The sequence below is a fragment of the Bradyrhizobium sp. AZCC 1721 genome, assembly GCF_036924715.1.
Classification (GTDB): Bacteria; Pseudomonadota; Alphaproteobacteria; order Rhizobiales; family Xanthobacteraceae; genus Bradyrhizobium.
Genome location: NZ_JAZHSB010000001.1, coordinates 880,639 through 901,365 on the forward strand (window position 1 = coordinate 880,639; position 20,727 = coordinate 901,365).

Consider the following 20,727-nt stretch of genomic DNA (forward strand, 5'->3'; position numbering starts at 1 on the left):
AGTGGGGCTCGTGTCGGCTGTCGGCGCATAGCGGCCATATCTAGCGAGCCATGCACCGCTGGTCCGATGGGAACTCGTCGGAAAAACATCAAGAGAGTATGGGAAAGGGAATTACCCTGGGCCAGGGTTATTTCTTCGGCAAGCCCGCCGTTGGGCGAACTCTTGCTGCAAGGCCTTGCCGAGAGCAAGCCGTGGCTTAGCAGGCCTACCGACTTGCCTTGCCGAGCATGAGCTCAACCGTGTGCCTCGCAATCTTCCGAAGCTGGGCCTCATCGCCAAAAGCGCGTTCGAGCACGGCCAATCCGCGCGTCACGGTGACGATGTGTAGAGCCGCGGACTCGGGGTCGCCGTTGAACTCGCCTCGCTTGATGCCCTCTGACAAGGCTTCCTGAACCAGGTCGGTGATGCGCGTCACCAGATCCGCGAAGGTTTTACGCGCGTTCTCATCCAGCCCTTCGCCTTCGACCGACGCCAACTCCATCAGTCCTCGCGTGGTGGGGCATCCGCGGGGCGGCGAGCCAGAACGAAAGTTTTCTATGGTTAGATCGAAAAATGCCGTGAGGCGCTTTCGCAAGGCCCCGGAGCCGAGCGCCTTTTCGACAGTGCCGAGATATTCGCTCGCATAGCGCTCGTAGGCGCAGAGAAACAGCGCTTCCTTGCTGCCGAAGGCATTGTAGAGACTGCCGCGCTGGACGCCGGCGTCACGCGCAATGTCTGACAGCGACGTGCCGCGCACCCCCTTGCGCCAGAATTGATCGAACGCGATGCGCAGGACGTCGTCGTGGTCGAATTCTCGCGGTCTCATGTTTCCCTCCCTGCATCCCATCGGTTCGATGCCGCTACCTGACGAGCGTCAAAAAAATATTTGACACGACGTCAAGAACGTGGTTTTGAACGCTATGTTAAAAACGTGTCGGGCTGGATAGCTCATTTCGTGGTGGCCCGCCACTTGCGGGAGCCGCTGCTGTGGTGCGCATCCGCGTGACGCTTTCTGAAAGGATCCGCGATGCCGCTCATTCACATCTCACTGCGCGCGGGAAAGCCGGAAGCCTACCGGCAGGCGATCTTCGACAGCCTTTACCGCGCGATGCGCGAAACGCTCGACGTGCCTGAAGACGACCAGTTCATGACCATCACCGAGCACGACGCGGCGAACTTCCGCTACGGCGATGCCTATGGCGTCGCGCGGAGCGATGATGTCGTGTTCATCCAGATCACCGTGTTCAACACCCGCACTCCGGAACAGAAGAAAGAGCTGTTCCGGCGCACGGCGGGGTTGCTCGCCGAAAGCCCCGGCATCCGGCCGGAGAACGTGTTCGTGAACGTTCTCGAGGCCGCGAAAGAGAATTGGTCGGTCGGACACGGCCTCGCGCAATTCGCGTGATCCGGAACTCAGTTCCATATCTCGCGTTGCGCTGCGGGGCATTCGGAGAAAATGCGAAATGGCGAAGAAAGCGAAGAAGTCGCTGCGCGGACGCAATCAGGATCGTGCGCGCGTGGCCGGCGGGCAGAGTTACGAGGTACGGTACATCGCAAAGAAAACCCGCAAGTCGGCCTCGGCCGTGAAGAAGGCTGTCAAGAAGGTCGGCAGCAGCCGCAAGCGGGTGGTGAAGGCGGACGCACACCCTCTCGCTGTTTGATAGTTGAATCCGAAACCAGGAGCAGCGGACCTAAATCCCGAACACGCCGAAGATCGCGCCGGAGATCGCCGCGATGACGCTGTCAGCGCGTGTCGCCGTCCTGAGCGGCAGCGTCACATTCGCGGACGCTGCACCTCATGCTGGCGCGAGCGCCAGCAGCGCCGGTCACGCCGCCAGCGCATCCGGATTGACCTCACCCTTGGCGATATCGGTGAGTAGCGCATCGATCTCTTTCTCTTCCATCAGGCTCTCGTGCAGCGTCGCCTGGTCGTTGCGCAATTCCAACTGACCGGCCAGCGCGGCGGCCGAGCCGTAGGCGGCGATTTCATAGTGCTCGAGCTTCTGGGCGGACGCGATCAGGCCGGCATCGCGAAGATCATCGCCCTCCAGCATGCCGAGCATCTTCCGGGTCTCACGGATGAGCGCCTCCATGGCCTGGTCGACATGCGCCGTCGGGTCAGCACCATGCTGGCGAAGGATGGCGACAAGGCGGTGCTTCTGCGTGACCGTCTCCGCGTGATGGTCCACCAGCGCGTCCTTGAGTGCCGGGTGGGATGCTGCCGCCGCCATCCGCAGCAGTGCTTCCGCAAGCTGGTCCTCGACGCTCACCAGTTCCTGCAGTTCGGCAATGTACATGTTCTTGAAATTCTTGATCTCCATGGCGAAATCCTTCTCTCAGGATGCGTGTGAGGCGATGTCATTCCAACGAGGCCGCGAGGCATCTGGTTCCGGTCCAAGACCTGATCTCCAAGACCTGATCTCAAGACCCAGGAGGTGCTGCGATGACGGAATGGTACTTTGTCTGGGTGGAAGGCCTGCGAGGGCCTGCGCCGCAGAAATGGTCATCGGACGGGCTTTGGGGGCAGGTCGGGCGTCAGGATGTCATCGTGCGTTTTGCGCTGAGCGACGAGGAAGCGCATCTGCCGCTCGACGAACTCGCGAGGCGGCATCCCATTCCCGACGGGAAATAGTTGGTGGCAGTCACGCGGTGGATCGCCGGAACTTCTCCACCCGGTTCCCTGCGATTTCAAAATGCCTTTCTGCGGAACATTGCGAATTTAATTTCGTTGCTGGCTTGAAGCGGCGCCAAGAGGCACCACTGTCCCGACTTCAATTCGGCGTGCTTGCGGAATTGAAAGCGAAGCTGCGAGCCGGCGCGTGACGCCGGTGGGGACGAGCGATCAGGATCCGACACGCTTGACGTCAATTCCCTCCGCAGAAGAGCCGCGCGCGGTCAAGGCCGTCACGCGGTGCTCACCAACCAGAAGCCAAGTAAGGAGATCGTGCATGAAATTGAACTCGGCACAGGTGGAACGCGCTCTGACGCAATTCGAAGCCCAGGCGCTTCCCGACGATCATCCGGTGGTTCCGCAGCTAGCCAGCATGTTTGGGGATCATACATTCTTCCTCGACAGCGGCGGGCTCAACGTCCTGGAGCCGACCGAGGCTTCCGAGCGGGAAACCACAATCGGCATGATCGTAAACCTTGCTTATTGGAGCGATGAGACGCTGACGAAATTGTCGCCACACGAGCCCGAGCCGACAGGCGTGATCGTCAGTCTCGAATCCAGACACTGACTCTTCGAGTCCGGGACTCGGCGTGTGTTTCAGACGATTCGTCGTGCGCGGTCGCGTGCCGCGCGCGACGGGTGCTGGAGTGCGCCGGTCAGGTTTCGAAATGAACCCCGATCCGCGTCTCTTTTCGCCACACGACGCGGCACGGCACATGGATGTGGTCGGCTTCGATCACCAGCGTGAAGCGTTCGGGAATGCCGACCGGGGAGATCACCTCGAGCGCAGCGCCGGTTTCGGAGAGGTTGCGCACTGTGCAATCGATGACGGCGCCGCCAAACGAAATCTTGCCCGCCTTCAAGAGCCGACGCCGTGGCGCTATCCTGTGCTCGTCCACCACATGGACCTCCCACCTAAACAGGGAAGTTCTCTACGGGCGAGGTTACTATCCCGTTACCGAGCGTTCCAACCCGGATGCAACGCCAAGTCGTGGGCCGCCGCGGGACCGCCGCTTCCGCTCATCGAGCTTGGCCGCCCGTTCGCGCCCGCCGGCCCTCGATCGGGTAGGCCGGATCATTGAACCCCGGCGTCGAGGGATGGCCGCTCACCACCAGCCGGTCGACCAGCGCCTCGTCCTCAGCCGTGAAGCGATAGTCCAACGCCTCGATGTAATCATCCCATTGCTGTTCGGTCCGGGGGCCCGCGATCACCCCGCTCACGAATGACGAATTCAGCGCCCATGAAACCGCGAATTGCCCGGCGGTGATGCCGCGCGCTTCGGCGTGCCGCTTGATCTCCTGGGCGAGCTGCAGCGATTCCGGCCGCCATTCGGTTTGCATCATGCGCTTGTCGGCGCGCCCTGCACGCGTGTCCTGGTCGGGCGCCGCATCCGGCCTGTACTTGCCGGTCAGCACCCCGCGCGCCAAGGGGCTATAGGGCACGATGCCGAGGCCGTAATAGCCGCAAGCCGGAAAGTGCTCGACCTCCGGCATCCGGTTCATGGCGTTGTAATAGGGTTGGCTGACGATCGGGCGATCGATGCCGTTGTTGTCGCAGATGTTGCAGATCTCGGCGACGCGCCAGGCGCGGTAGTTGGAGACGCCAAAATAGCGGATCTTGCCCTGGCGCATCAAATCGCCCATCGCGCGCACCGTCTCTTCCAGCGGCGTCGCGTGGTCCTCCTTGTGCAAATAATAGATATCGATGAAATCGGTGCCCAGTCGTTGCAGGCTCTCTTCCGCCGCCTGCATCACCCAGCGCCGCGACAGCCCGCCGTGATTGGGATCTTCGCCGATCTGGTTGGCAAGCTTTGTCGCCAGAATCCAGTTCGTGCGATTGTTTGAAATGGCACGGCCGACCACCTGCTCGGACTGGCCGCCATTATAGGCATCCGCGGTGTCGATGAAGTTGACGCCGGCCTCGCGCGCCTTCGCAATGATGCGCGACGAAGTGGCTTCATCGGTCGGGCCGCCGAACATCATGGTGCCCAGGCAGATCGGTGAAATCTTCAGGCCGCTGCGGCCGAGTTGGCGGTATTGCATTGGGGTCAACCCTCGCTCTTCAATATCTTGAACACGCCGCTCGCCATCGCGATACAGCGTTTGTCGACTGTCACTTCTGTCGTGATGAAAATAAGGCTGCGGGTGGAGCGCACCACGTGCGGCCTCGACACCAAAACCTCTCCGATCTTGCCGGCTTCGACAAAGTGCGTATCGAGCTGCACGGTCGCCAGCGTCGGCTTGCCCGAGACGAAGCGGGCGGTCATGCCGCAGGTGCGGTCGGCGAAGGTCATGATGACGCCGCCTTGTACCAAGCCGCGGCGGTTGTGGTGCTTGTCCTCGGTGGCAAGCGCGTATTCATGCGTGCCGTCGACGACGCGCTGCCACAGCGGGCCGATCAGGTGCAGGAAGCCGGTGGTTTCGACGATCTTCCAGCCGTCGGATTTGAGCTTGTCCGCGGCCTTGACTGTCATGTCGTGCTTTCCGTTTCCTGCGGGCTATCTTGCTGTCCGGGGTCATTTCATCTGATGCGCTGGTGTTGTAGTCAAGCGGGATGGCCAGGCCATTTGACGATACCACACGGCGGAATATTGCGGAGCTTTGCGCGGCATTTACGCGGGCGCCCTGGCAGCGCGCAGAGCCTGAGCTGAAGCGCGCCGCGGTTGCCATCGCGCTGACGGAAGCCGAGAGCGGCCCGGGCACCACATTTCTGTTGACCCGCCGCGCCGCAAGCCTGCGCGCCCACGCTGCCCAATGGGCGTTGCCGGGCGGGCGCTGCGACCACGGCGAGACGCCGGCGCAGGCCGCGCTGCGCGAGCTCCACGAAGAACTCGGCGTCGGCCTCGGCGAAAGCGATGTGCTCGGCCTGCTCGACGATTACCCGACGCGCTCAGGCTATCTGATCACGCCGGTGGTGGTCTGGGTCGGTACGAGCGCCGATATCATCCCCAATCCGGCGGAGGTCGCCTCGGTGCATCGCGTTGCGCTCGATGACATCGAGCGAGCCGACGTCTTCAGCTTCACCAGGATTCCCGAAAGCACGCGGCGCGTGATCCGCTTCCGCCATGCCGGCCAGCACATCCACGCGCCAACGGCGGCGCTGATCTATCAATTTGCCGAAGTGCTGGCGGGCCGCGAGACCCGTGTGGCCGAACTGGAGCAGCCGGTGTTCGCCTGGAAATAGAGTCGGCGCTAGCCGCCGAAGCGGCTGCTCATCTCACCATGTGAGAGAGCGGGCTCACGCAGCGCGGGTTGCGGATGTCGGCGGTTTCGGAGACGATAGCTGGGTCAAGAAGAAGAACAGATCCGGGAGTCGCCCCACCATGTCCATCGGGAGAAAGTGGCTTTGCGTCGCAGCCGCCATGCTCGGTTTGAGCGCAGCAACAGACGTTTCGCAAGCTCAAACCTATCCCGCCCGCGCCATCACGCTGGTCATTCCGTTCGCGCCCGGCGGCAGCACCTCGATCGTCGGCCGCGCCATTGCCGACAAAATGAGCGAGATACTCGGCGAGAAGGTGGTGGTCGACAACCGTCCCGGCGCTGGCGGTACGGTCGGCACCAAGGCGGTCGCGAAAAGCGATCCCGATGGCTACACGCTGCTCCTGGGTTACACCGGCACGCTCGCCATAGGCCCCTCGCTCTACAAGAACCCCGGCTACGATCCGCGCAAGGACTTCGCGCCGATCGGCATGATCGGCAACGCGCCGAATTCGCTGGTGGTGCATCCGTCATTCCCGCCAAAGAGTGTCGCCGAGTTGATTGCCCATGCGAAGGCCAATCCTGACAGAGTCAATTTCGGCTCGGCCGGCGCCGGCACCGCGAGCCACATTACCGGCGAATATTTCGCCGGCGCCGCCGGCATCAAGCTGGCGCATATTCCCTACAAGGGCACCGGCCCGGCGTTGACCGATCTCCTCGGCGGCCACATCCCGATGGCGTTTGCGCCGATTCCGGCCTCGCACGCCAACGTCTCCGCCGGCAAATTGCGCGCACTCGCGGTCAGCAGCACCACGCGATCGAGCCTGTTGCCCGACGTGCCGACGCTGATGGAGGCGGGGCTAGCCGGCTTCGACGCTTCGCTCTACTACGGTCTCGTCGCGCCCGCCGGCACGCCGCGGCCGATCGTCGACAAGCTCAACAAGGCGCTGCGCGACGCGCTCGCCTCCGACGAGGTGAAGAAGCAGTTGGGCAATGACGGCACCGAAATCACCCCCGGCACGCCGGAAGACTATGCGGCCTTCATCGACAAGGACGAGAAGAAGTGGTCGCAGCTAGTGAAGGCCAGCGGCGTCGAGCAGGAGTGACTTTCTCCCTTCTCCCGTTGTGGGAGAAGGAAAAAGAGTCGCTCCCTTTCGGGGCTGACATCGCGGCGGCGCTTGCTACAACCGTGCCATGCGCCTGCCATTGATTCGCATGGGTTCCGGATTAGCTGCGCTCGCGCTGCTGGCGAGTGCGCCGCCTGCCGTGGCGACGGAGCCGCTCCCTCCCTCAACCGCCGACGCCATGGCGCAAGCCGCCTCGCCGCAGGCGATGGCCGAATACCGTCGCAAGCTGAAAGAGTATCAGGAAGCCCGCGCCGCGTTCGAAGAGGAGGCGGGCGTCTATTGGGCCTCAATCTCCGAGAAGCGAAAGGGCCGTAACGCCAAGCGCCGGGAACGCCAGGCCATCACGCTCAACGACTACGTGCTGACGCAGCCGCCGGTCTACACCGGTCCGAAGCGCCCGGTCAGTCCCGAGCCGGAAGAAGAAAAGCCGCCGCGCGAGCGCAAGCCGCTGCCGGTGGTCGCCGATTTTCTTAAAGCGGCTGCCGAGCATTTCCAGTTCACGCCGCAACGGCCGGCAACCGAAGTCGAATTCAAGCGCGCCTATGCCCGCTACGCGTTGGCCGCGGGATTGACGCGCGAGCAGGCGGTGCGGGTCTACTCGTTCGAGACCGGCGGTAGCGGCAATTACGACATGCAGTCGGGGCTGAACCCTTCGAAACCGGGCTCGCGCGCGATCTCGACCGCGATCGGCTACAATCAGTTGCTCACCACCAACAGCGTCGAGCTTTTGGCCGAACAGGGCCACGAAATCATCAAGGAACTGACGGCAAGGGCCGCGATGCTGTCGGGCGCGCCGCGCAAGGCGATGGACCACAAGCTTGCCGTCTTGAAAAGGATGGTGGCGTTTACGCGCACCGTGCCGGATACCTGGTCCGAACATGAGAAGCTCGCCAATACCCCGCAGGGCTGGGCCGTGCACGCCATGGTGCTCGATATCGACGTCGGACCGATGCTGCAGACGCACAAGCTGCTGACATCGGTCCATTTCGCGCGCGCCAAGGGCTACAATCGTCCGCTGACGGCGGCCGAGCTCGAAATGATGAACCTGACCGGCGACGGCACCGGCCTCGACATGGTCACCATGCCGCAGGCGATGCGCGAGCAGGTGCCGACCTCGAATTTCTTCCAGCGTGGCGGCTACGAGCGCAACCCGGTCGCAATCCGCCATAACACGGTGGCGAAACTATTGGCGATCACCGACGAGCGGATGGATTTCAACTCCAGCAAGCCCGGCGCGAAGGAGTTGGCGGGAGCGTTTTAGTTTTACCCTCCCCTGGAGGGCCTCCAGGGGAGGGTAAGTCAGCGCCAGCCTCGTAGCGCCTCACTCCGATCCGAACATGAACTTGCCGTCGCTTTCCAGATAAGGGCCTGAGCGCATGTAGAGCTGCCCGTTCTGGCCAAGAAAGAACAACGTGCCCCTCGGCACTTTCTTGGCGCCCTTCAATAGCAAGCCGGCATTATTGGTGCCCAGCTTGTAGGCGAGTGTCTTGCCGTCCCTGCCGTAGGCGTAACCCATGTCCGACTTCAATTCCCAAGGAGTCGGTGCCGCGCCTTGCGCAAATGCCGATGTCGCCAACCCCGCCAGGATGGCCACCGTCAAAACCGTCTTCGTTGAAATGCACGTCATCATCCATCCTCCCCACAGCCATTCGGCTTCTTGCCCCATGCTTTGAACAAATCACGAACGGCGTCGTGCCGTCAATCTGCACCTTCGACGCATCACACGGCTCTTGAGACTTTGTGATTTCCCGCGTCCGACTTCGCGACTATGTTCGCCTTTCCGGCAACAAGCATGCATTGCGAAAAACGTCATAGGGATGGTCAGGATGAACCACGTCATGAAGATCGGTCTTGGTGTTGCGCTATCGTTCATGACGCCGGCTCAAGCGGCAGAGGCTGACAACTTCAAGCTGTCCAACAACCAGCGGATCGCCTGCAGTCGGGGATTGAGCGCGGGCAAGCTCAACACCGCGACCTGCAAATCCTATGCTTACGTGTTCAACACCAAGACGTCAGAGTATTTCCGCTGCCAGGTCTCGATGGCGCTGACGCGGGACAACAAGGAAGTCATCAACGTGCAGGCCGACGGCGGCTGCACCAAGAAGCCGCGTATCTTCGATGCCGATTCGAGTTATTCGTTCGATGCCACCGAAACCGAGGGGCCGAACACCAATTCGTTCTTCGGCCCCGGCGGCTATGCGGTGTGGGCCAGCGACAACAATAATCTGAAGGTGCGCGGCTGCATCATCATCTCGTCCGGTCTCGGCTCCGACATCGCGAAATGCATCGACATGAAGTTCGAGTGAGCTTCGCTCAGGGAGCCTTCTCGGGGTCGGCTGCAAGCTGAGGGCGCGACCGCGCGAATTTGCGCACGCCGACGGGCTTGCCGAACAGGTGGCCCTGGATCAGATCGAACCCCATGTCGTGCGCGGCAAGGTAATCGGCGCGCGTCTCGATGCCCTGGGCGACGGCGCGAGCGCCGTTGTCTTGGGCCAGTTCGACGATGCGTCGGCATACCGTCTGCTTCAGCCGATCGTCGGCGCAGCCCTTGACGTATTGCTGGTCGACCTTCAGCTCGATGAACGGGAAGCTCCGAAGCTCCAGCAGCGACGGCCATTCCGCGCCGACATTGTCGATGGCGATCGCGATATTGTGCAGGCGCAGCCGTCTTGCGGTGTCCACTGCGAGATCCGGATGGTCGACCACCTCGCTGCTGTTGATCTCGATCAAAAGTCCGCCGAACGCCGGATGGGCGGGCATGGCGCGGCACAGATCGCGCACCGCCGCTGCGTCTTCGAAGAACGATATTGGCAGGTTGATCGAGAGGTCGACCGGGCCCTGGCTCTCCAGCAGATAGCGCCAGTCCTCGATCGCGCGGCCGATCACGAATTCGGAAAGCTTGCGAAAATGCGGATCCTTGTCGTCGGGAATGAAGTAGGCCGGCGGGACCACGCCCCAGGCCGGATGCCGCATCCGGACCAGCGCCTCCGCTCCGCTGGGGACCAGCGTGCGGGTGTTGATCTTCTGCTGATACCACAATTCGAGCCAGCCGGCCTTCAACGCCTCGGCGACGTCGACGGCCGGGCTTGGCGCCGGCTCGGCAGGCAGCAGCGTCGCGAGGCTGGCGCGCAGGCTCGCCGCGCCGAACGGCGTCGGCAGGGAGGGCAGCATGGCAATGCCGTATTCTTCGCCAATTTGCCTGACGGCCTTAACCATGATCGTGTCGGGTTGACCGATCACGAGAACCTTGCCGCAGAAATTTTTCCGGACGATCGCCTCGAGAATTTCGCCGACATTGATCCCGTCGGCGCACACGCTGAGCACGATCAGGTCCGGCTGCTCCGCCTGCAGTACGCCTGCCAAATCGCCGGCCTGGCCGCATTCGCAGGTGACGAACCCGAGATCCTCGAGAGCGTCGGAAAGAAACAATCGCAGGTGCTTTTTGCTGTCGACGACGCACGCTCTGGGCGCCAGCTTCCGATGCCCAAAGTGCGCCGCGCGCGAATACTCGACAACGTTGATTTGCTCCATGCCACCCTCCCACTAGATACCCCAACGCCAGTGGTACATCGGCGTTGCGGTCGCAATCATGGAATTTTGCGGCAGGTCACATGATTACTTCAGTAGGGTTAAAGCAGCGGACACGAATAAAATTTTAGGGAAACTGTTGCCGCGACGCAGCCAACCAGCGCCCGGGCAACTCGACGGGGTCATTTCATCGGCTTCAACGCGCTGATGCCCGGCCTGGGCAACATTTGATCAGCCTCGCGTGTTAACGCCTGTGGTCGCTCGCCGGCGCCGCGAGGTTCGCGGCTTAGCGAACGTCGCCTGAACGCTCCTCGCAGGAGCAGCAATGCCGCAACGCTCACAACCCTTTCATTGGCCAAAAGAATGACCGCGGTCCTCGGCAGACCGCGGTCACTGATGAAGCAAGCCGAGCTGGCTCGAGCGCGCTGCCTTAGCCGCCGATGCCCTTCTCCTTGAAGTACTTCAGCGCGCCAGGATGGAATGGGATCGGCGAGCGGTCCTGCACCTGGTTGTCGAGTGAAAAACTCTCGGCTTCCTTGTGCACGGCAACAATGTCGGCCTTCTTCTCCACCAGCGTCTTGACGATGGTGTAGGCGTCCTCGTTGCTCATCTTGTCGCCGGTGACAATCAGATTCCAGACGTCCGTGATGGAGTTGTCCTTGTCGTAGCCGGGATACGAGCCCGCCTTGATCTTACTTGACGAGTAGAGCTTGCCGTATTTGGCATTCATCTTCTCGGCCAGATCGCCATGGTCGATCAGCTTCATCTTCAGTCCCGGCGTCGCCGCGAGATCGGTGATTGCAGCGGTCGGAATGCCGCCGACCCAGAAGAAGGCGTCGATCTTGCGGTCCTTGACTGCGTTGACGGATTCGGCGACGCCGAGCCGTTCGCGCTTCATGTCCTTGTCCTTGTCGAGGCCGGCCGCCTCGATGACGCGGAATGCCATCACTTCGGTGGCGCTGCCGGGCGAACCCGTCGAAACGCGCTTGCCCTTGAGGTCTGCCATGGTCTGGATGCCGGTGCCTTCCACCGTCACCACATGCATGCGGTTCGGATAGACCACGAGCAGCGCCTGCAGCGGCACCTTACCGCTCTTGAACTTGTCCTGCCCTTGCAAAGCATCGAGCGCGGCATCGGCCATGGTGAAGGCAAGCTCGCTTTTTCCCGCGCCGATCAGCTTGAGATTGTCGACCGAGCCGCCGGTGACCTCGGCCGTGGCCTGCACGTTGGGAAGGTTCTTCGAGAGCACGTTGGCAACCGCACCGCCGAGCGGATAGTAGACGCCGCCGGTGCCGCCGGTGCCGATCGACATGGTTTTCTGCTGCGCATGGGCTGCGCCGGCAAAGGCGAGCCCCAGAGCCATCGCCAGTATCGCTGTGGTCTTTTTCATTTTTGTCTCCTCAATTGCTTCTTCTCTATGTTGTGACCGCAGGCCGCTCTGGCGACCGCGTTCTGGCCTGCCACAGCAATACGCCGAAACCGATGATCAGGCCCGGCACATAGGTGTAGCTGATATCGCGTCCGGTGATCCATTCGACCATTGCCTCAATCAGGCTTGGGAACACCAGCAGCAATCCCGATAGCAGAAGCAGGCCGCGCTCGACCGCTGTATTTTGTCGCAGCGCCCAGTTCTGGGCAAATGCAGCCAGCGCCAGCAGCCCCAAGCTTGTCTTGATCGTGATTTCGAGAATGTCGACCCACGATCCGCCCTTGGGGATCGACATCAGGAGGCCGCCGCCCTGCGGATCGAGCACGAAGACGAACGGCACCAGGAATGCCGGCAGCGTATATTTCCAGGATTGCAGCGTGGTCTTGTAGGGATCGCCGCCGGTGATGGCGGCCGCGGCGAACGGCGACAGCGCGGTCGGCGGCGAGACCTCCGACAGGACGGCATAGTAGAAGATGAACATATGCGCGGCGTAATCAGGCACGCCGAGCTTGACCAGCGCGGGCGCTGCGATGACCGCGCAGATGATGTAGGACGCCGTCACCGGCACGGCGAGGCCGATGATCCAGACGATCAGCGCGGTGTAGATCGCGGTCAGCAACAGGCTGCCGCCGGCATAGGCGATGACGATCGACGAGAATTTGAGGCCGAGACCGGTCAGCGTCACGATGCCGACGACGATGCCGGCGCAAGCGCAGGTGGTCGCAGCATTGAGCGCGCCGATCGAGCCGTCGGCCAGTGCCTTCACCAGTTTGCTCGGCACCAGCGCGGTCTCCCGGCGCAGGAAGCTCAGCGCAAAGGTAACGACAATGGCGTAGAAGACTGATAGCGACGGCGAGTAGCCGATAACCATGAAAAAGACGACGGCGAGCAGCGAGATGAAGTGGAAGCCGTACCGCCTGGTCATCTGGCCGAGTGACATCTCGGGCGTGAAGGTCACGTTCTTGGCGTGGAATTTCTTGGCGTCCAGCTCGACCATGAACAAGAGCGACATGTAGTAAAGGCAGGTCGGGATGGTCGCCATCCAGATGACGTCGAGATAGCTGATCTTGAGAAACTCGGCGATCAGGAACGCGGCGGCGCCGAGTACGGGCGGCGACAGGATCGCGCCCAGCCCGCCGGCGGCGAGCAATCCGCCCGCGGCGTTTCTCTCGAAGCCCGCCTTCGCCATCATCGGATAGGCCACCGTGCCGATCATCACGGTCGTGGCGACGCCCGATCCGGAGGGGCCGCCGAGCAGGAACGAGGACAGCACCACGGTACGGCCGGCGCTGTTCGGCTTGCCGCCCATCAAGGCCAGCGAAAAATCGATGAAGAATTTGCCGGCGCCGGAATGCTGCAGGAATGCGCCGTAGATCGTGAACAGGATGATCAGCGTCGCCGACACGTCGACTGCGACGCCGAAAATGCCTTCCAACGTAATGAAGAGGTGACCGACCAGGCGGGCCAGGTCGTAGCCGCGATGGGTCCATGGCGCCGGCAAATACGGCCCGAGCATCGCATAGGCGATGAACAGCAGCGACACCACGGGCATGATTGCGCCGGTGGTGCGCCGCGTCGCCTCCAGCAGCATCACGATGAACACGATGCCGACGATCACGTCCCAGCGATCGGGCGTGGTAGCGCGGTCGGTAAAATCCTCGCCACCCCACAGCGCATAGATAACGGTCGCCACCGCGACGATCCCGGGAACGACGTCCCACCAGCGCACACGGTTGCGAAACCGCGTCGCCAGCGGAAACAGCAGGAAGCTCAAGATCAAGGTGAAGGCGACGTGGGTGTAGCGAAGCTCCTGGGTCGGAACGATGGCATAGGCCGCATAGAGGTGAAACAGGCTCATGACCACGGCAATCGTGGTCGAAATCCTTCCTGCCCACCCCATCAGGCGGTTGGTCGCGCCTTCTTCCGCCTCGATGTAGGCTTCCGCCTTGTGCAAGGCTTCGTCCGAAACGGTGACGACCTCGTCATTGGGCGGCGTTGTCTTGTCTACGGCCATGCTTCCCCCGGGGACCGGTTAACTTTCCGGCCCGATTGCCGGCGGGCCTCCTTCGCGGGCCGCATTCAGTCTGGTTTGGGGGGCGGTGGCAAGGGGCTTTTCGGCCTATGTCCAAGTCGCTGCTTTAGCTTTTCGGACAGGTTGACCCAGGGCCGCCGTCCGTCCAATTTCCCGCCCCAAAATTCGAATGCGCCGCGTTCGTGCGCGCTGCAATGCAACGACAAACCAAAGGGAGAAGAAGTCGATGGAACGGCTCAAGGGCAAGGTGGCGATGGTGGTGGGCGCGGGATCGATCGGTCCCGGCTGGGGCAATGGCAAGGCGACCGCCGTCACCTTCGCGCGCGAGGGCGCCAGCGTGTTCTGCGTCGATCGCAATGCGGCTGCCGCAAAAGAAACCGTCAGCATCATCACGGGCGAGGGCGGCAAGGCTGCCGCCTTCACCGCCGACGTCTCGCGCGAGGCTGAGGTCGAGGCGATGGTGGCGGCGTGCCTGAAGACCTATGGCCGCATCGACGTACTCGACAACAATGTCGGCATCGCCGAAATGGGCAGCGTTGTTGAGGTGAACGAGGCAAGCTGGGACCACGTTTTCGCGGTCAATCTCAAGAGTGCCTATTTTGCCATGAAGCACGTTATTCCCGTGATGCAGAAGCAGGGTGGCGGCTCGGTCATCAACATCTCGTCGATCGCATCGATTCGTCATCTCGGCATCTCCTACGTCACCTATGGCGCCTCGAAGGCGGCGATGAACCAGATGACGCGCACCACCGCCGTGCAATTCGCGAAAGACCACGTTCGCGTGAACTGCATCCTGCCGGGCCTGATGAAGACGCCGATGGTCGAGCACTCCGCCGGTCTTGCAGCAAGCTATTCGGCCGGCGACGTCGAAGCGATGTGGCGGGCGCGCGATGCGCAGGTGCCGATGGGGCACATGGGCGACGCCTGGGACGTTGCCAATGCCGCGCTGTTTCTCGCTTCCGACGAATCCCGTTACGTCACTGGGATCGAGCTCGTGGTCGACGGCGGGATCACCTGCAAGTCGGGCGCGTGACGCGCTATTGCCCCGTTATGCTTGTGCGCTCAATTCGGCGCGGTCGAGCTCTTCTTCCACCTGGTGGAAGGCGTCGTCGCCGATCTCCTCGAAATGACGCATCCTCAACAGCGCCTCTCGTGCCGCGCCGATGGCGCGGCGGCGCAGCGGATCGGCCGGCAGCTCGCTGGTCGCGATGCCAACGTCGGGTTCGGTTTCGGCACGTAGCAGCACGGCGCGGTATTCGAGCCGCAGGATCTCGGCCTCTTCGGACGGATCGGACTCGATCGCCTCGAGCGCGGCGCGATAGGCGATGCAGCGGGCATTAGCGGCCTCGCGCGCAACTGGATCGTCCTCCTCGAATTTCACCGCGAGGATCAGCGGCCGCAGCGTCAGGCCCTGGATCACGAGCGACCCCAGCACGACGGCAAAGGCCGTCAGCAAGATGAGATCGCGATACGGGAAACTCTCGGGTAGCGCGAAGGCGGCCGCCAGTGTAACGATGCCGCGCATCCCGCACCAGGACACGATGATGCCGCGTTCCACCGTCGGTACCGCGGGAGACACATGCGGAGGAAGCAGGCCGTGCGCGTTCAACGCGCGCAGCAAGGCGCCATACGGCATTACCCAGGCGATGCGTGCGAGGATCACGACGGCGAGGATTGCGGCGGCGAAGCTGCAATATTTAAACCGCACCTCGTCGTTGAGTCCGGACCAGATCGGATTGAGCTGCATGCCGATCAGCATGAATGCCAGCACGTTGAGCACGAACACGACCGTTTCCCACACCGCATAGGAGGCCACGCGCAGCCGCGCCGGGGTACGCTCGGGCGCGGTGCGGGCGATCGTGATCGCATAGGCCACTATGGTGAGAATGCCGGACAGCCCGATATGCTCGGCGACGATCCACACCATAAAGGTGCCGGCGAATTGCGTGATGATCGCGCTCGGCGCCTCGGTGATGCGGCGCGTGATCTGCGTCCAGATCCGCGCGAACAGGAAGCCGGCAATGAGGCTTCCGAACAGCGCCAGCGCAACGGATGGCACGAACTCGTGCACCTTCATGTGCTCGGCGGCAACCAGGCCGATCGCGACGCGGTAGATTAGGAGTGCGCTGGCATCGTTGAGCAGGCTTTCGCCCTCGAGGATCTTCTGGATGCGGTAAGGCAGTTTGACCTGGCGCAGGATTGCGGTGGCCGCCGCGGCGTCGGGCGGTGCCACGATAGCGCCGAGCGCGATCGCGACCGCCCATGGCATGTCCGGGCGAAACCAGTGCGCGACGACAGCCACGGCGGCGGTCGTAACCCCGACCGCGACCAGCACCAGTGTCGAGACTGGCAGCCAGTTGTTTCGGAGGTCGCGCAGCGAGGTGTCGAAAGCCGCATCCAGCAACACCGGCGCCACGAACAGCGCCAGCGCCAGATCCGGCTCCAGTGTCCATTGCGGCCCCGAAGGCACGAATGCCAGCAGCATGCCGCCGAGCGCAAGAAATGTCGGGTAGGGTACCTTGAGCCGCCGCGCCAGCGCGGACAGCAGCACCGCGCCAAGCAGCAGCCCGATGATCCATTCAAATGCTTGCAATTCGGGATTCCCTGCCGGCCGAGATCAATGTCGCCATCAATCTAGCACCAAAACCGGCAGGTTTTCTCGGCTGAAGCTTTGTCCTTATTCGGAAGATCAGCTCAGCCTGGCAAGGTGTACTCGACGCTACTGCGCCATTGCCAGGATGCTGCCCGCGAAGGAATGCCAGAGCGGCGTGACGCTGATCGGCCAATTCAGGAGTTTCACGGCGATCAGCGCAATGCCGCCGTAGACATAGACCGGATGCGGCCGGCCGCGCGTGCGCCAGTCGAAAACAATGGCGGCCACCAGCAGGAGATAGGCGACGATGGCCGGCGGGATGGTCACGGGGACCGGCGGCGGGCCGAGCGGACCGGGAGGCGCGAGGAAGGTGAGAAACCAGCGGGCGACCGCAGCGTCGAGTAGCGAAATGCTGGCCAGCAGCATCAGACGCTTATGGGTTTCGGGCCGCCGGATCGCGGCAATCGCCAGCGTGAACACCACGGCAAAGAACAGAATTCCGCTGAGCGGGACAATCGCGAACGCGATTCCTTCGTCTGTCAATCCCGCCGCAGCGGAGCGCTTCATCGCGTTGACCGCGACCAGGAAGCCGAAAATCGTCATCGCGGTCGCCAGCGAGACGCCGACCATGCCGATGGCGCGGTGCCGGGCGACTTTGCCGGATGCGGCAAGCCAGCTCTGGAATGCGAAATAGAGCGACCAGGCGAAAAATAGCAGGCCGTGAAAGTGCACGACGGGCGAGGCCGAGAACGATCGCTTCGCCATTGGCAGCCAGTAGGTCGGCGCGAAGCCGAGAAAGGCGACTGCCATGCAGGCCAGCGCCATGTAGAAGTAGAAATAGCCTGATTGGGATTGCGCGATGGCGCGCGGCGGATTGAAGTCGATCAATGTGGTCATGGTTGTTGAGTCCGCGAAAACTGCAATAGGTTCACAGCAGATTTTCTCACGGATTGTATTCTTCCGTCTGTGAAGAGAATTACGTTTCCCGCAGGTCACGTTTCGGCCAAAATCTGTTCTTGTGCGAACGGGAAATTTGCAGGCTGCTTGTCGAAAATGCAGGTCGCTTGCTAGGATCGCGTCGCAATAGACAGCGCTTTCCGGATCAATTGATGCGAGGCTATCTTCACATCCGCAGCCTGGTCGTGGCTTCCCTGCTGTCGCTGACATATGCGCATGATGCATCGGCGACCGGGACCGAGCCGGGCGAGGATATACGCATTGATCCTGCGGCCTGTCTTGCCGCTGGCCTTGCGCATGATCACGACAGGACGGTGCATCTCTGCAGTGCGCTGATCGACAACGCAAAGACCGAAAAGGCCGACCGCATCAAGGCACTGATTGCCCGTGCGACCGCCTATGAGCGCAAGGACATGATCGACCGTGCCATCGCCGACTATGATGGCGTGTTGCGGCTCGATCCGGCGCACGCCGATGTTTACAACGCGCGTGGCGAACTCTGGCGCAAGAAGGGTGATCTACCCAAGGCGGTGGCCGATTTTGCCGCGGCGATCAAGCTGAATCCGGACCACGTCGTCGCAAGAGCCAACCACCGGGCGCTGGCGCAGGAGGCGGAGCGACAGGGCGCCCTGAAAGCGGTCGCCGGCAAACCGAGCTTCAACTGCGCCACCGCGCGGCGCCAGGTGGAGAAGGCGATCTGCGCCAATCCCGAACTCGCCGATCTCGACCGCGAGGTTCAAGCGTCGTATGTCAGGGCGGCCGCTGGGAAGATGACCCCACAGCAGGCGCGCAAGCTGCGGCGCGAGCAGGAGCAATACATCGTCCGCCGGAACGCGGAGTACGGCCAGCCCGGCTACGACCTGAACAAGGCCATGCGCGAGCGCCTGCAGCAGATCAATGGGATCGCCGGATACTAGGCCGTTTTGGGCCTGATGAGGGGATATGCCAGCGCAGCGCGATGGCTGTCGGTGAGGAGCTCACTACCATCGCCCGACAGTAGAGTTTAGTCGAACGGCCAAGCCATTCCCGGCTTGATCTCCTGCCGCTTCCCGTGACAATGCCTGAAATAAATGCTTGCCCAGCCGTCATGGCCGGGCTTGTCCCGGCCATCCACGCCTTGCCAATTTCGAGGTGAAGCAAGGACGTGGATGCCGGGACAAGCCGGGCATGACGACACAGGCGGGCTAGCGGGGAGTGCGCCATGAACATCCAAGACAACAGCCGCTACCACGAGGTCCATGCCCGCTCGTTGGCGGACCCGGAAGCATTTTGGGCCGAGGCGGCGCGCGAGATCGACTGGATCGAGCCGGCCAAGAAGGTCTTCGATCCCTCGATAGGCACTTACGGCCGCTGGTTCGCCGGCGCCGTGGTCAATACCTGCTACAACGCACTCGACCGCCATGTCGCGGGCGGGCGCGCCGACCAGGTCGCGCTGATCCACGATTCGCCGCTCACCAATACGATCTCGAAATTCACCTATGCCGAGATGCTGAAGGAGGTGCAGACGCTCGCCGCCGTGATGGCCGATTTCGGTGTCGTCAAGGGCGACCGCGTCATCCTCTATATGCCGCTAGTGCCGGAAGCGGTGTTTGCGATGCTGGCCTGCGCGCGGATCGGCGCGGTGCATTCGGTGGTGTTCGGCGGCTTTGCCGCCAAAGAGCTCGCAACGCGGATCGAGGACGCCAAGCCGAAGCTGATCTTCTCGGCGAGCTGCGGGATCGAGCCCGGCCGCATCGTGCAATACAAGCCGCTGCTCGACGAGGCGATCAAACTCTCCAGTGTCAAACCGCAGGCCTGCGTCATCCTGCAGCGGCCGCAGCATCTTTGCGAACTCACGGCCGGCCGCGATCACGACTGGGCGGCGCTCCGCCGCGCGGCGCTCGACGCCGGCAAGGCCGCGCCGTGCACGCCGGTGCTCGCCACCGATCCGCTCTATATTCTCTACACGTCAGGCACCACGGGAATTCCGAAGGGCGTCGTGCGCGACAATGGCGGGCATCTGGTCGCGCTGAAATGGTCGATGTTCAATCTCTACGGCGTCAAGCCTGGTGAGGTCTGGTGGTGCGGCTCCGACATCGGCTGGGTGGTCGGTCACAGCTACATCGTCTATGGCCCGCTGATTCATGGCGCGACCTCGATCATGTATGAGGGCAAGCCGATCGGAACGCCCGACGCCGGCGCGTTCTGGCGCGTCATCTCCGAGCACAAGGCGGTTGCGCTGTTCACCGCGCCGACCGCCTTCCGCGCTATCCGCAAGGAAGACCCGGACGGCGCGTTCATCCGCAAATACGATCTGTCGACATTCCGCACGCTGTTTCTCGCCGGCGAGCGCGCCGATCCGCCGACGGTGGAATGGGCGGAGGCGCAGTTGAAGGTGCCGGTCATCGATCATTGGTGGCAGACCGAGACCGGCTGGTGCATCGCCGGCAATCCGGTGGGCCTTGGCATGTTGCCGGTCAAGCACGGCTCGCCGACGGTGCCGATGCCGGGCTATCAGGTCGACGTGGTCGACGAGGCCTCCAAGCCGGTCGCAGCAGGCACCATGGGTTCGATCGTGATCAAGCTGCCGATGCCGCCCGGCTGCCTGCCGACGCTGTGGCAGCAGGATGAGCGCTTCAAGGAAGCCTACCTCACCGAATTCCCCGGCTACTACAAGACCTCGGATGCCGGCTACAAGGACGAGGACGGCTATGTCTGGGTGATGGGCCGTACCGACGACATCATCAATGTCGCCGGCCACCGCCTTTCCACCGGCGGTATGGAGGAAATTCTGGCCTCTCACGCTGATGTCGCCGAATGCGCCGTGCTCGGCATCAAGGACGCGATCAAGGGCGAGGTACCTTGCGGCTTCCTGGTGCTGAAGGCCGGCGTGACGCGAGCTCCGGCCGAGATCGAAAAGGAGATCGTGGCGCTGGTGCGCGAAAAACTTGGTCCCGTCGCAGCCTTCAAGCTGGCGATCACGGTGGGGCGCCTGCCGAAGACGCGATCGGGAAAAATCCTGCGCGGCACCATCAAGAAGATCGCCGACGGCGAAAGCTGGACCATGCCGGCCACCATCGAGGACCCCAAGGTGCTCGACGAAATCGGCGAGGCGCTGAAGGGCAGGGTGTAGGGTTCCAACCCACCCGCGCTGTCATGCCCGGGCTTGACCCGGGCATCCATCATCGTCAAAGCAGGCTGCCATTATTTCGATGGATTGCCGGCTCATCCCGA

At 62.7% G+C, this 20,727-nt stretch carries 22 protein-coding genes; 11 read left to right on the forward strand and 11 right to left on the reverse strand.

The window, feature by feature from the left end; translation table 11 throughout:
• Window positions 1–205 precede the first annotated feature (205 nt).
• Window positions 206–805: a TetR/AcrR family transcriptional regulator gene (locus V1273_RS04225; RefSeq protein ID WP_334408812.1), complete on the reverse strand. Its 600-nt coding sequence runs from the start codon at window positions 803–805 to the stop codon at window positions 206–208.
• Window positions 806–1,006: 201 nt separating this feature from the next.
• On the opposite strand from V1273_RS04225, the gene V1273_RS04230 reads away from it, so the two are divergent.
• On the forward strand, window positions 1,007–1,384 hold the full coding sequence (locus tag V1273_RS04230) for a tautomerase family protein (protein ID WP_334383851.1): 378 nt from the start codon (window positions 1,007–1,009) through the stop codon (window positions 1,382–1,384).
• A 58-nt stretch (window positions 1,385–1,442) separates the two neighbouring features.
• Entirely contained in the window at window positions 1,443–1,640 is a 198-nt protein-coding gene (locus tag V1273_RS04235) for a DUF3606 domain-containing protein (protein WP_334383850.1), read from the forward strand.
• A 165-nt stretch (window positions 1,641–1,805) separates the two neighbouring features.
• Here the strand turns inward: V1273_RS04235 and V1273_RS04240 are convergent, their stop codons facing one another.
• The gene (locus tag V1273_RS04240; RefSeq protein ID WP_334366418.1) at window positions 1,806–2,300 is read right to left on the reverse strand and encodes a YciE/YciF ferroxidase family protein; all 495 of its coding nucleotides are present in this window, start codon (window positions 2,298–2,300) and stop codon (window positions 1,806–1,808) included.
• A gap of 122 nt (window positions 2,301–2,422) precedes the next feature.
• On the opposite strand from V1273_RS04240, the gene V1273_RS04245 reads away from it, so the two are divergent.
• Window positions 2,423–2,611, forward strand: a complete 189-nt coding sequence (locus V1273_RS04245; protein WP_028348083.1) for a hypothetical protein — start codon at window positions 2,423–2,425, stop codon at window positions 2,609–2,611.
• Between the two features lie 316 nt (window positions 2,612–2,927).
• On the forward strand, window positions 2,928–3,218 hold the full coding sequence (locus V1273_RS04250; protein ID WP_028348084.1) for a hypothetical protein: 291 nt from the start codon (window positions 2,928–2,930) through the stop codon (window positions 3,216–3,218).
• Window positions 3,219–3,306: 88 nt separating this feature from the next.
• On the opposite strand, the gene V1273_RS04255 is transcribed toward V1273_RS04250, so the two are convergent.
• The 3 genes from V1273_RS04255 to V1273_RS04265 form a co-directional block, all read right to left on the reverse strand.
• Window positions 3,307–3,549, reverse strand: a complete 243-nt coding sequence (locus V1273_RS04255) for a PilZ domain-containing protein (protein WP_334369133.1) — start codon at window positions 3,547–3,549, stop codon at window positions 3,307–3,309.
• Window positions 3,550–3,670: 121 nt separating this feature from the next.
• A complete protein-coding gene (locus tag V1273_RS04260) occupies window positions 3,671–4,693 on the reverse strand; it encodes an aldo/keto reductase (protein ID WP_334408813.1) in 1,023 nt (340 codons plus the stop codon).
• A gap of 5 nt (window positions 4,694–4,698) precedes the next feature.
• Window positions 4,699–5,124 carry a PaaI family thioesterase gene (locus V1273_RS04265; RefSeq protein WP_334408814.1) on the reverse strand — a complete coding sequence of 142 codons (426 nt, stop codon included), beginning with the start codon at window positions 5,122–5,124 and terminating at the stop codon, window positions 4,699–4,701.
• Between the two features lie 80 nt (window positions 5,125–5,204).
• Here V1273_RS04265 and V1273_RS04270 point away from each other — a divergent pair, with 80 nt between their 5' ends.
• From V1273_RS04270 to V1273_RS04280, 3 genes are all read left to right on the forward strand, one after another.
• Entirely contained in the window at window positions 5,205–5,834 is a 630-nt protein-coding gene (locus tag V1273_RS04270) for an NUDIX hydrolase (protein WP_334408816.1), read from the forward strand.
• Window positions 5,835–5,973: 139 nt separating this feature from the next.
• Entirely contained in the window at window positions 5,974–6,954 is a 981-nt protein-coding gene (locus V1273_RS04275; RefSeq protein ID WP_334408817.1) for a Bug family tripartite tricarboxylate transporter substrate binding protein, read from the forward strand.
• An 88-nt stretch (window positions 6,955–7,042) separates the two neighbouring features.
• Complete coding sequence (locus tag V1273_RS04280; RefSeq protein WP_334408818.1) at window positions 7,043–8,236, forward strand: hypothetical protein; 1,194 nt, start codon at window positions 7,043–7,045, stop codon at window positions 8,234–8,236.
• A gap of 60 nt (window positions 8,237–8,296) precedes the next feature.
• On the opposite strand, the gene V1273_RS04285 is transcribed toward V1273_RS04280, so the two are convergent.
• A complete protein-coding gene (locus tag V1273_RS04285; RefSeq protein ID WP_334408819.1) occupies window positions 8,297–8,602 on the reverse strand; it encodes a hypothetical protein in 306 nt (101 codons plus the stop codon).
• Between the two features lie 199 nt (window positions 8,603–8,801).
• Between V1273_RS04285 and V1273_RS04290 the strand changes: the two genes are divergently transcribed.
• Window positions 8,802–9,281, forward strand: a complete 480-nt coding sequence (locus V1273_RS04290; RefSeq protein ID WP_334366425.1) for a hypothetical protein — start codon at window positions 8,802–8,804, stop codon at window positions 9,279–9,281.
• 7 nt (window positions 9,282–9,288) lie between these two features.
• On the opposite strand, the gene V1273_RS04295 is transcribed toward V1273_RS04290, so the two are convergent.
• From V1273_RS04295 to V1273_RS04305, 3 genes are all read right to left on the reverse strand, one after another.
• Window positions 9,289–10,506: an EAL domain-containing response regulator gene (locus V1273_RS04295; RefSeq protein WP_334408820.1), complete on the reverse strand. Its 1,218-nt coding sequence runs from the start codon at window positions 10,504–10,506 to the stop codon at window positions 9,289–9,291.
• Between the two features lie 427 nt (window positions 10,507–10,933).
• Window positions 10,934–11,893: a TAXI family TRAP transporter solute-binding subunit gene (locus tag V1273_RS04300; RefSeq protein WP_334366428.1), complete on the reverse strand. Its 960-nt coding sequence runs from the start codon at window positions 11,891–11,893 to the stop codon at window positions 10,934–10,936.
• Window positions 11,894–11,918: 25 nt separating this feature from the next.
• Window positions 11,919–13,946, reverse strand: coding sequence for a TRAP transporter permease (locus V1273_RS04305; RefSeq protein WP_334366429.1), 2,028 nt, complete (start codon window positions 13,944–13,946; stop codon window positions 11,919–11,921).
• Window positions 13,947–14,190: 244 nt separating this feature from the next.
• Between V1273_RS04305 and V1273_RS04310 the strand changes: the two genes are divergently transcribed.
• Window positions 14,191–14,997, forward strand: coding sequence for an SDR family NAD(P)-dependent oxidoreductase (locus V1273_RS04310; RefSeq protein WP_334408821.1), 807 nt, complete (start codon window positions 14,191–14,193; stop codon window positions 14,995–14,997).
• 15 nt (window positions 14,998–15,012) lie between these two features.
• On the opposite strand, the gene V1273_RS04315 is transcribed toward V1273_RS04310, so the two are convergent.
• Both V1273_RS04315 and V1273_RS04320 read right to left on the reverse strand, forming a co-directional pair.
• Window positions 15,013–16,557, reverse strand: coding sequence for a cation:proton antiporter (locus V1273_RS04315; RefSeq protein ID WP_334408823.1), 1,545 nt, complete (start codon window positions 16,555–16,557; stop codon window positions 15,013–15,015).
• A 126-nt stretch (window positions 16,558–16,683) separates the two neighbouring features.
• Window positions 16,684–17,454, reverse strand: coding sequence for a hypothetical protein (locus V1273_RS04320; protein ID WP_334408824.1), 771 nt, complete (start codon window positions 17,452–17,454; stop codon window positions 16,684–16,686).
• Window positions 17,455–17,666: 212 nt separating this feature from the next.
• On the opposite strand from V1273_RS04320, the gene V1273_RS04325 reads away from it, so the two are divergent.
• Together V1273_RS04325 and V1273_RS04330 are read left to right on the forward strand one after the other, a co-directional pair.
• The gene (locus V1273_RS04325; protein ID WP_334408827.1) at window positions 17,667–18,431 is read left to right on the forward strand and encodes a tetratricopeptide repeat protein; all 765 of its coding nucleotides are present in this window, start codon (window positions 17,667–17,669) and stop codon (window positions 18,429–18,431) included.
• 284 nt (window positions 18,432–18,715) lie between these two features.
• Complete coding sequence (locus tag V1273_RS04330; protein WP_334408829.1) at window positions 18,716–20,626, forward strand: propionyl-CoA synthetase; 1,911 nt, start codon at window positions 18,716–18,718, stop codon at window positions 20,624–20,626.
• The last annotated feature ends 101 nt before the right edge of the window (window positions 20,627–20,727 follow it).

Coding starts and splice junctions, on each gene's coding strand:
- V1273_RS04225 (WP_334408812.1), bottom strand. CDS start 805: ATGAGACCGCGAGAATTCGACCACGACGACGTCCTGCGCATCGCGTTC.
- V1273_RS04230 (WP_334383851.1), top strand. CDS start 1,007: ATGCCGCTCATTCACATCTCACTGCGCGCGGGAAAGCCGGAAGCCTAC.
- V1273_RS04235 (WP_334383850.1), top strand. CDS start 1,443: ATGGCGAAGAAAGCGAAGAAGTCGCTGCGCGGACGCAATCAGGATCGT.
- V1273_RS04240 (WP_334366418.1), bottom strand. CDS start 2,300: ATGGAGATCAAGAATTTCAAGAACATGTACATTGCCGAACTGCAGGAA.
- V1273_RS04245 (WP_028348083.1), top strand. CDS start 2,423: ATGACGGAATGGTACTTTGTCTGGGTGGAAGGCCTGCGAGGGCCTGCG.
- V1273_RS04250 (WP_028348084.1), top strand. CDS start 2,928: ATGAAATTGAACTCGGCACAGGTGGAACGCGCTCTGACGCAATTCGAA.
- V1273_RS04260 (WP_334408813.1), bottom strand. CDS start 4,693: ATGCAATACCGCCAACTCGGCCGCAGCGGCCTGAAGATTTCACCGATC.
- V1273_RS04265 (WP_334408814.1), bottom strand. CDS start 5,124: ATGACAGTCAAGGCCGCGGACAAGCTCAAATCCGACGGCTGGAAGATC.
- V1273_RS04270 (WP_334408816.1), top strand. CDS start 5,205: ATGGCCAGGCCATTTGACGATACCACACGGCGGAATATTGCGGAGCTT.
- V1273_RS04275 (WP_334408817.1), top strand. CDS start 5,974: ATGTCCATCGGGAGAAAGTGGCTTTGCGTCGCAGCCGCCATGCTCGGT.
- V1273_RS04280 (WP_334408818.1), top strand. CDS start 7,043: ATGCGCCTGCCATTGATTCGCATGGGTTCCGGATTAGCTGCGCTCGCG.
- V1273_RS04285 (WP_334408819.1), bottom strand. CDS start 8,602: ATGACGTGCATTTCAACGAAGACGGTTTTGACGGTGGCCATCCTGGCG.
- V1273_RS04290 (WP_334366425.1), top strand. CDS start 8,802: ATGAACCACGTCATGAAGATCGGTCTTGGTGTTGCGCTATCGTTCATG.
- V1273_RS04295 (WP_334408820.1), bottom strand. CDS start 10,506: ATGGAGCAAATCAACGTTGTCGAGTATTCGCGCGCGGCGCACTTTGGG.
- V1273_RS04300 (WP_334366428.1), bottom strand. CDS start 11,893: ATGAAAAAGACCACAGCGATACTGGCGATGGCTCTGGGGCTCGCCTTT.
- V1273_RS04305 (WP_334366429.1), bottom strand. CDS start 13,946: ATGGCCGTAGACAAGACAACGCCGCCCAATGACGAGGTCGTCACCGTT.
- V1273_RS04310 (WP_334408821.1), top strand. CDS start 14,191: ATGGAACGGCTCAAGGGCAAGGTGGCGATGGTGGTGGGCGCGGGATCG.
- V1273_RS04320 (WP_334408824.1), bottom strand. CDS start 17,454: ATGACCACATTGATCGACTTCAATCCGCCGCGCGCCATCGCGCAATCC.
- V1273_RS04325 (WP_334408827.1), top strand. CDS start 17,667: ATGCGAGGCTATCTTCACATCCGCAGCCTGGTCGTGGCTTCCCTGCTG.
- V1273_RS04330 (WP_334408829.1), top strand. CDS start 18,716: ATGAACATCCAAGACAACAGCCGCTACCACGAGGTCCATGCCCGCTCG.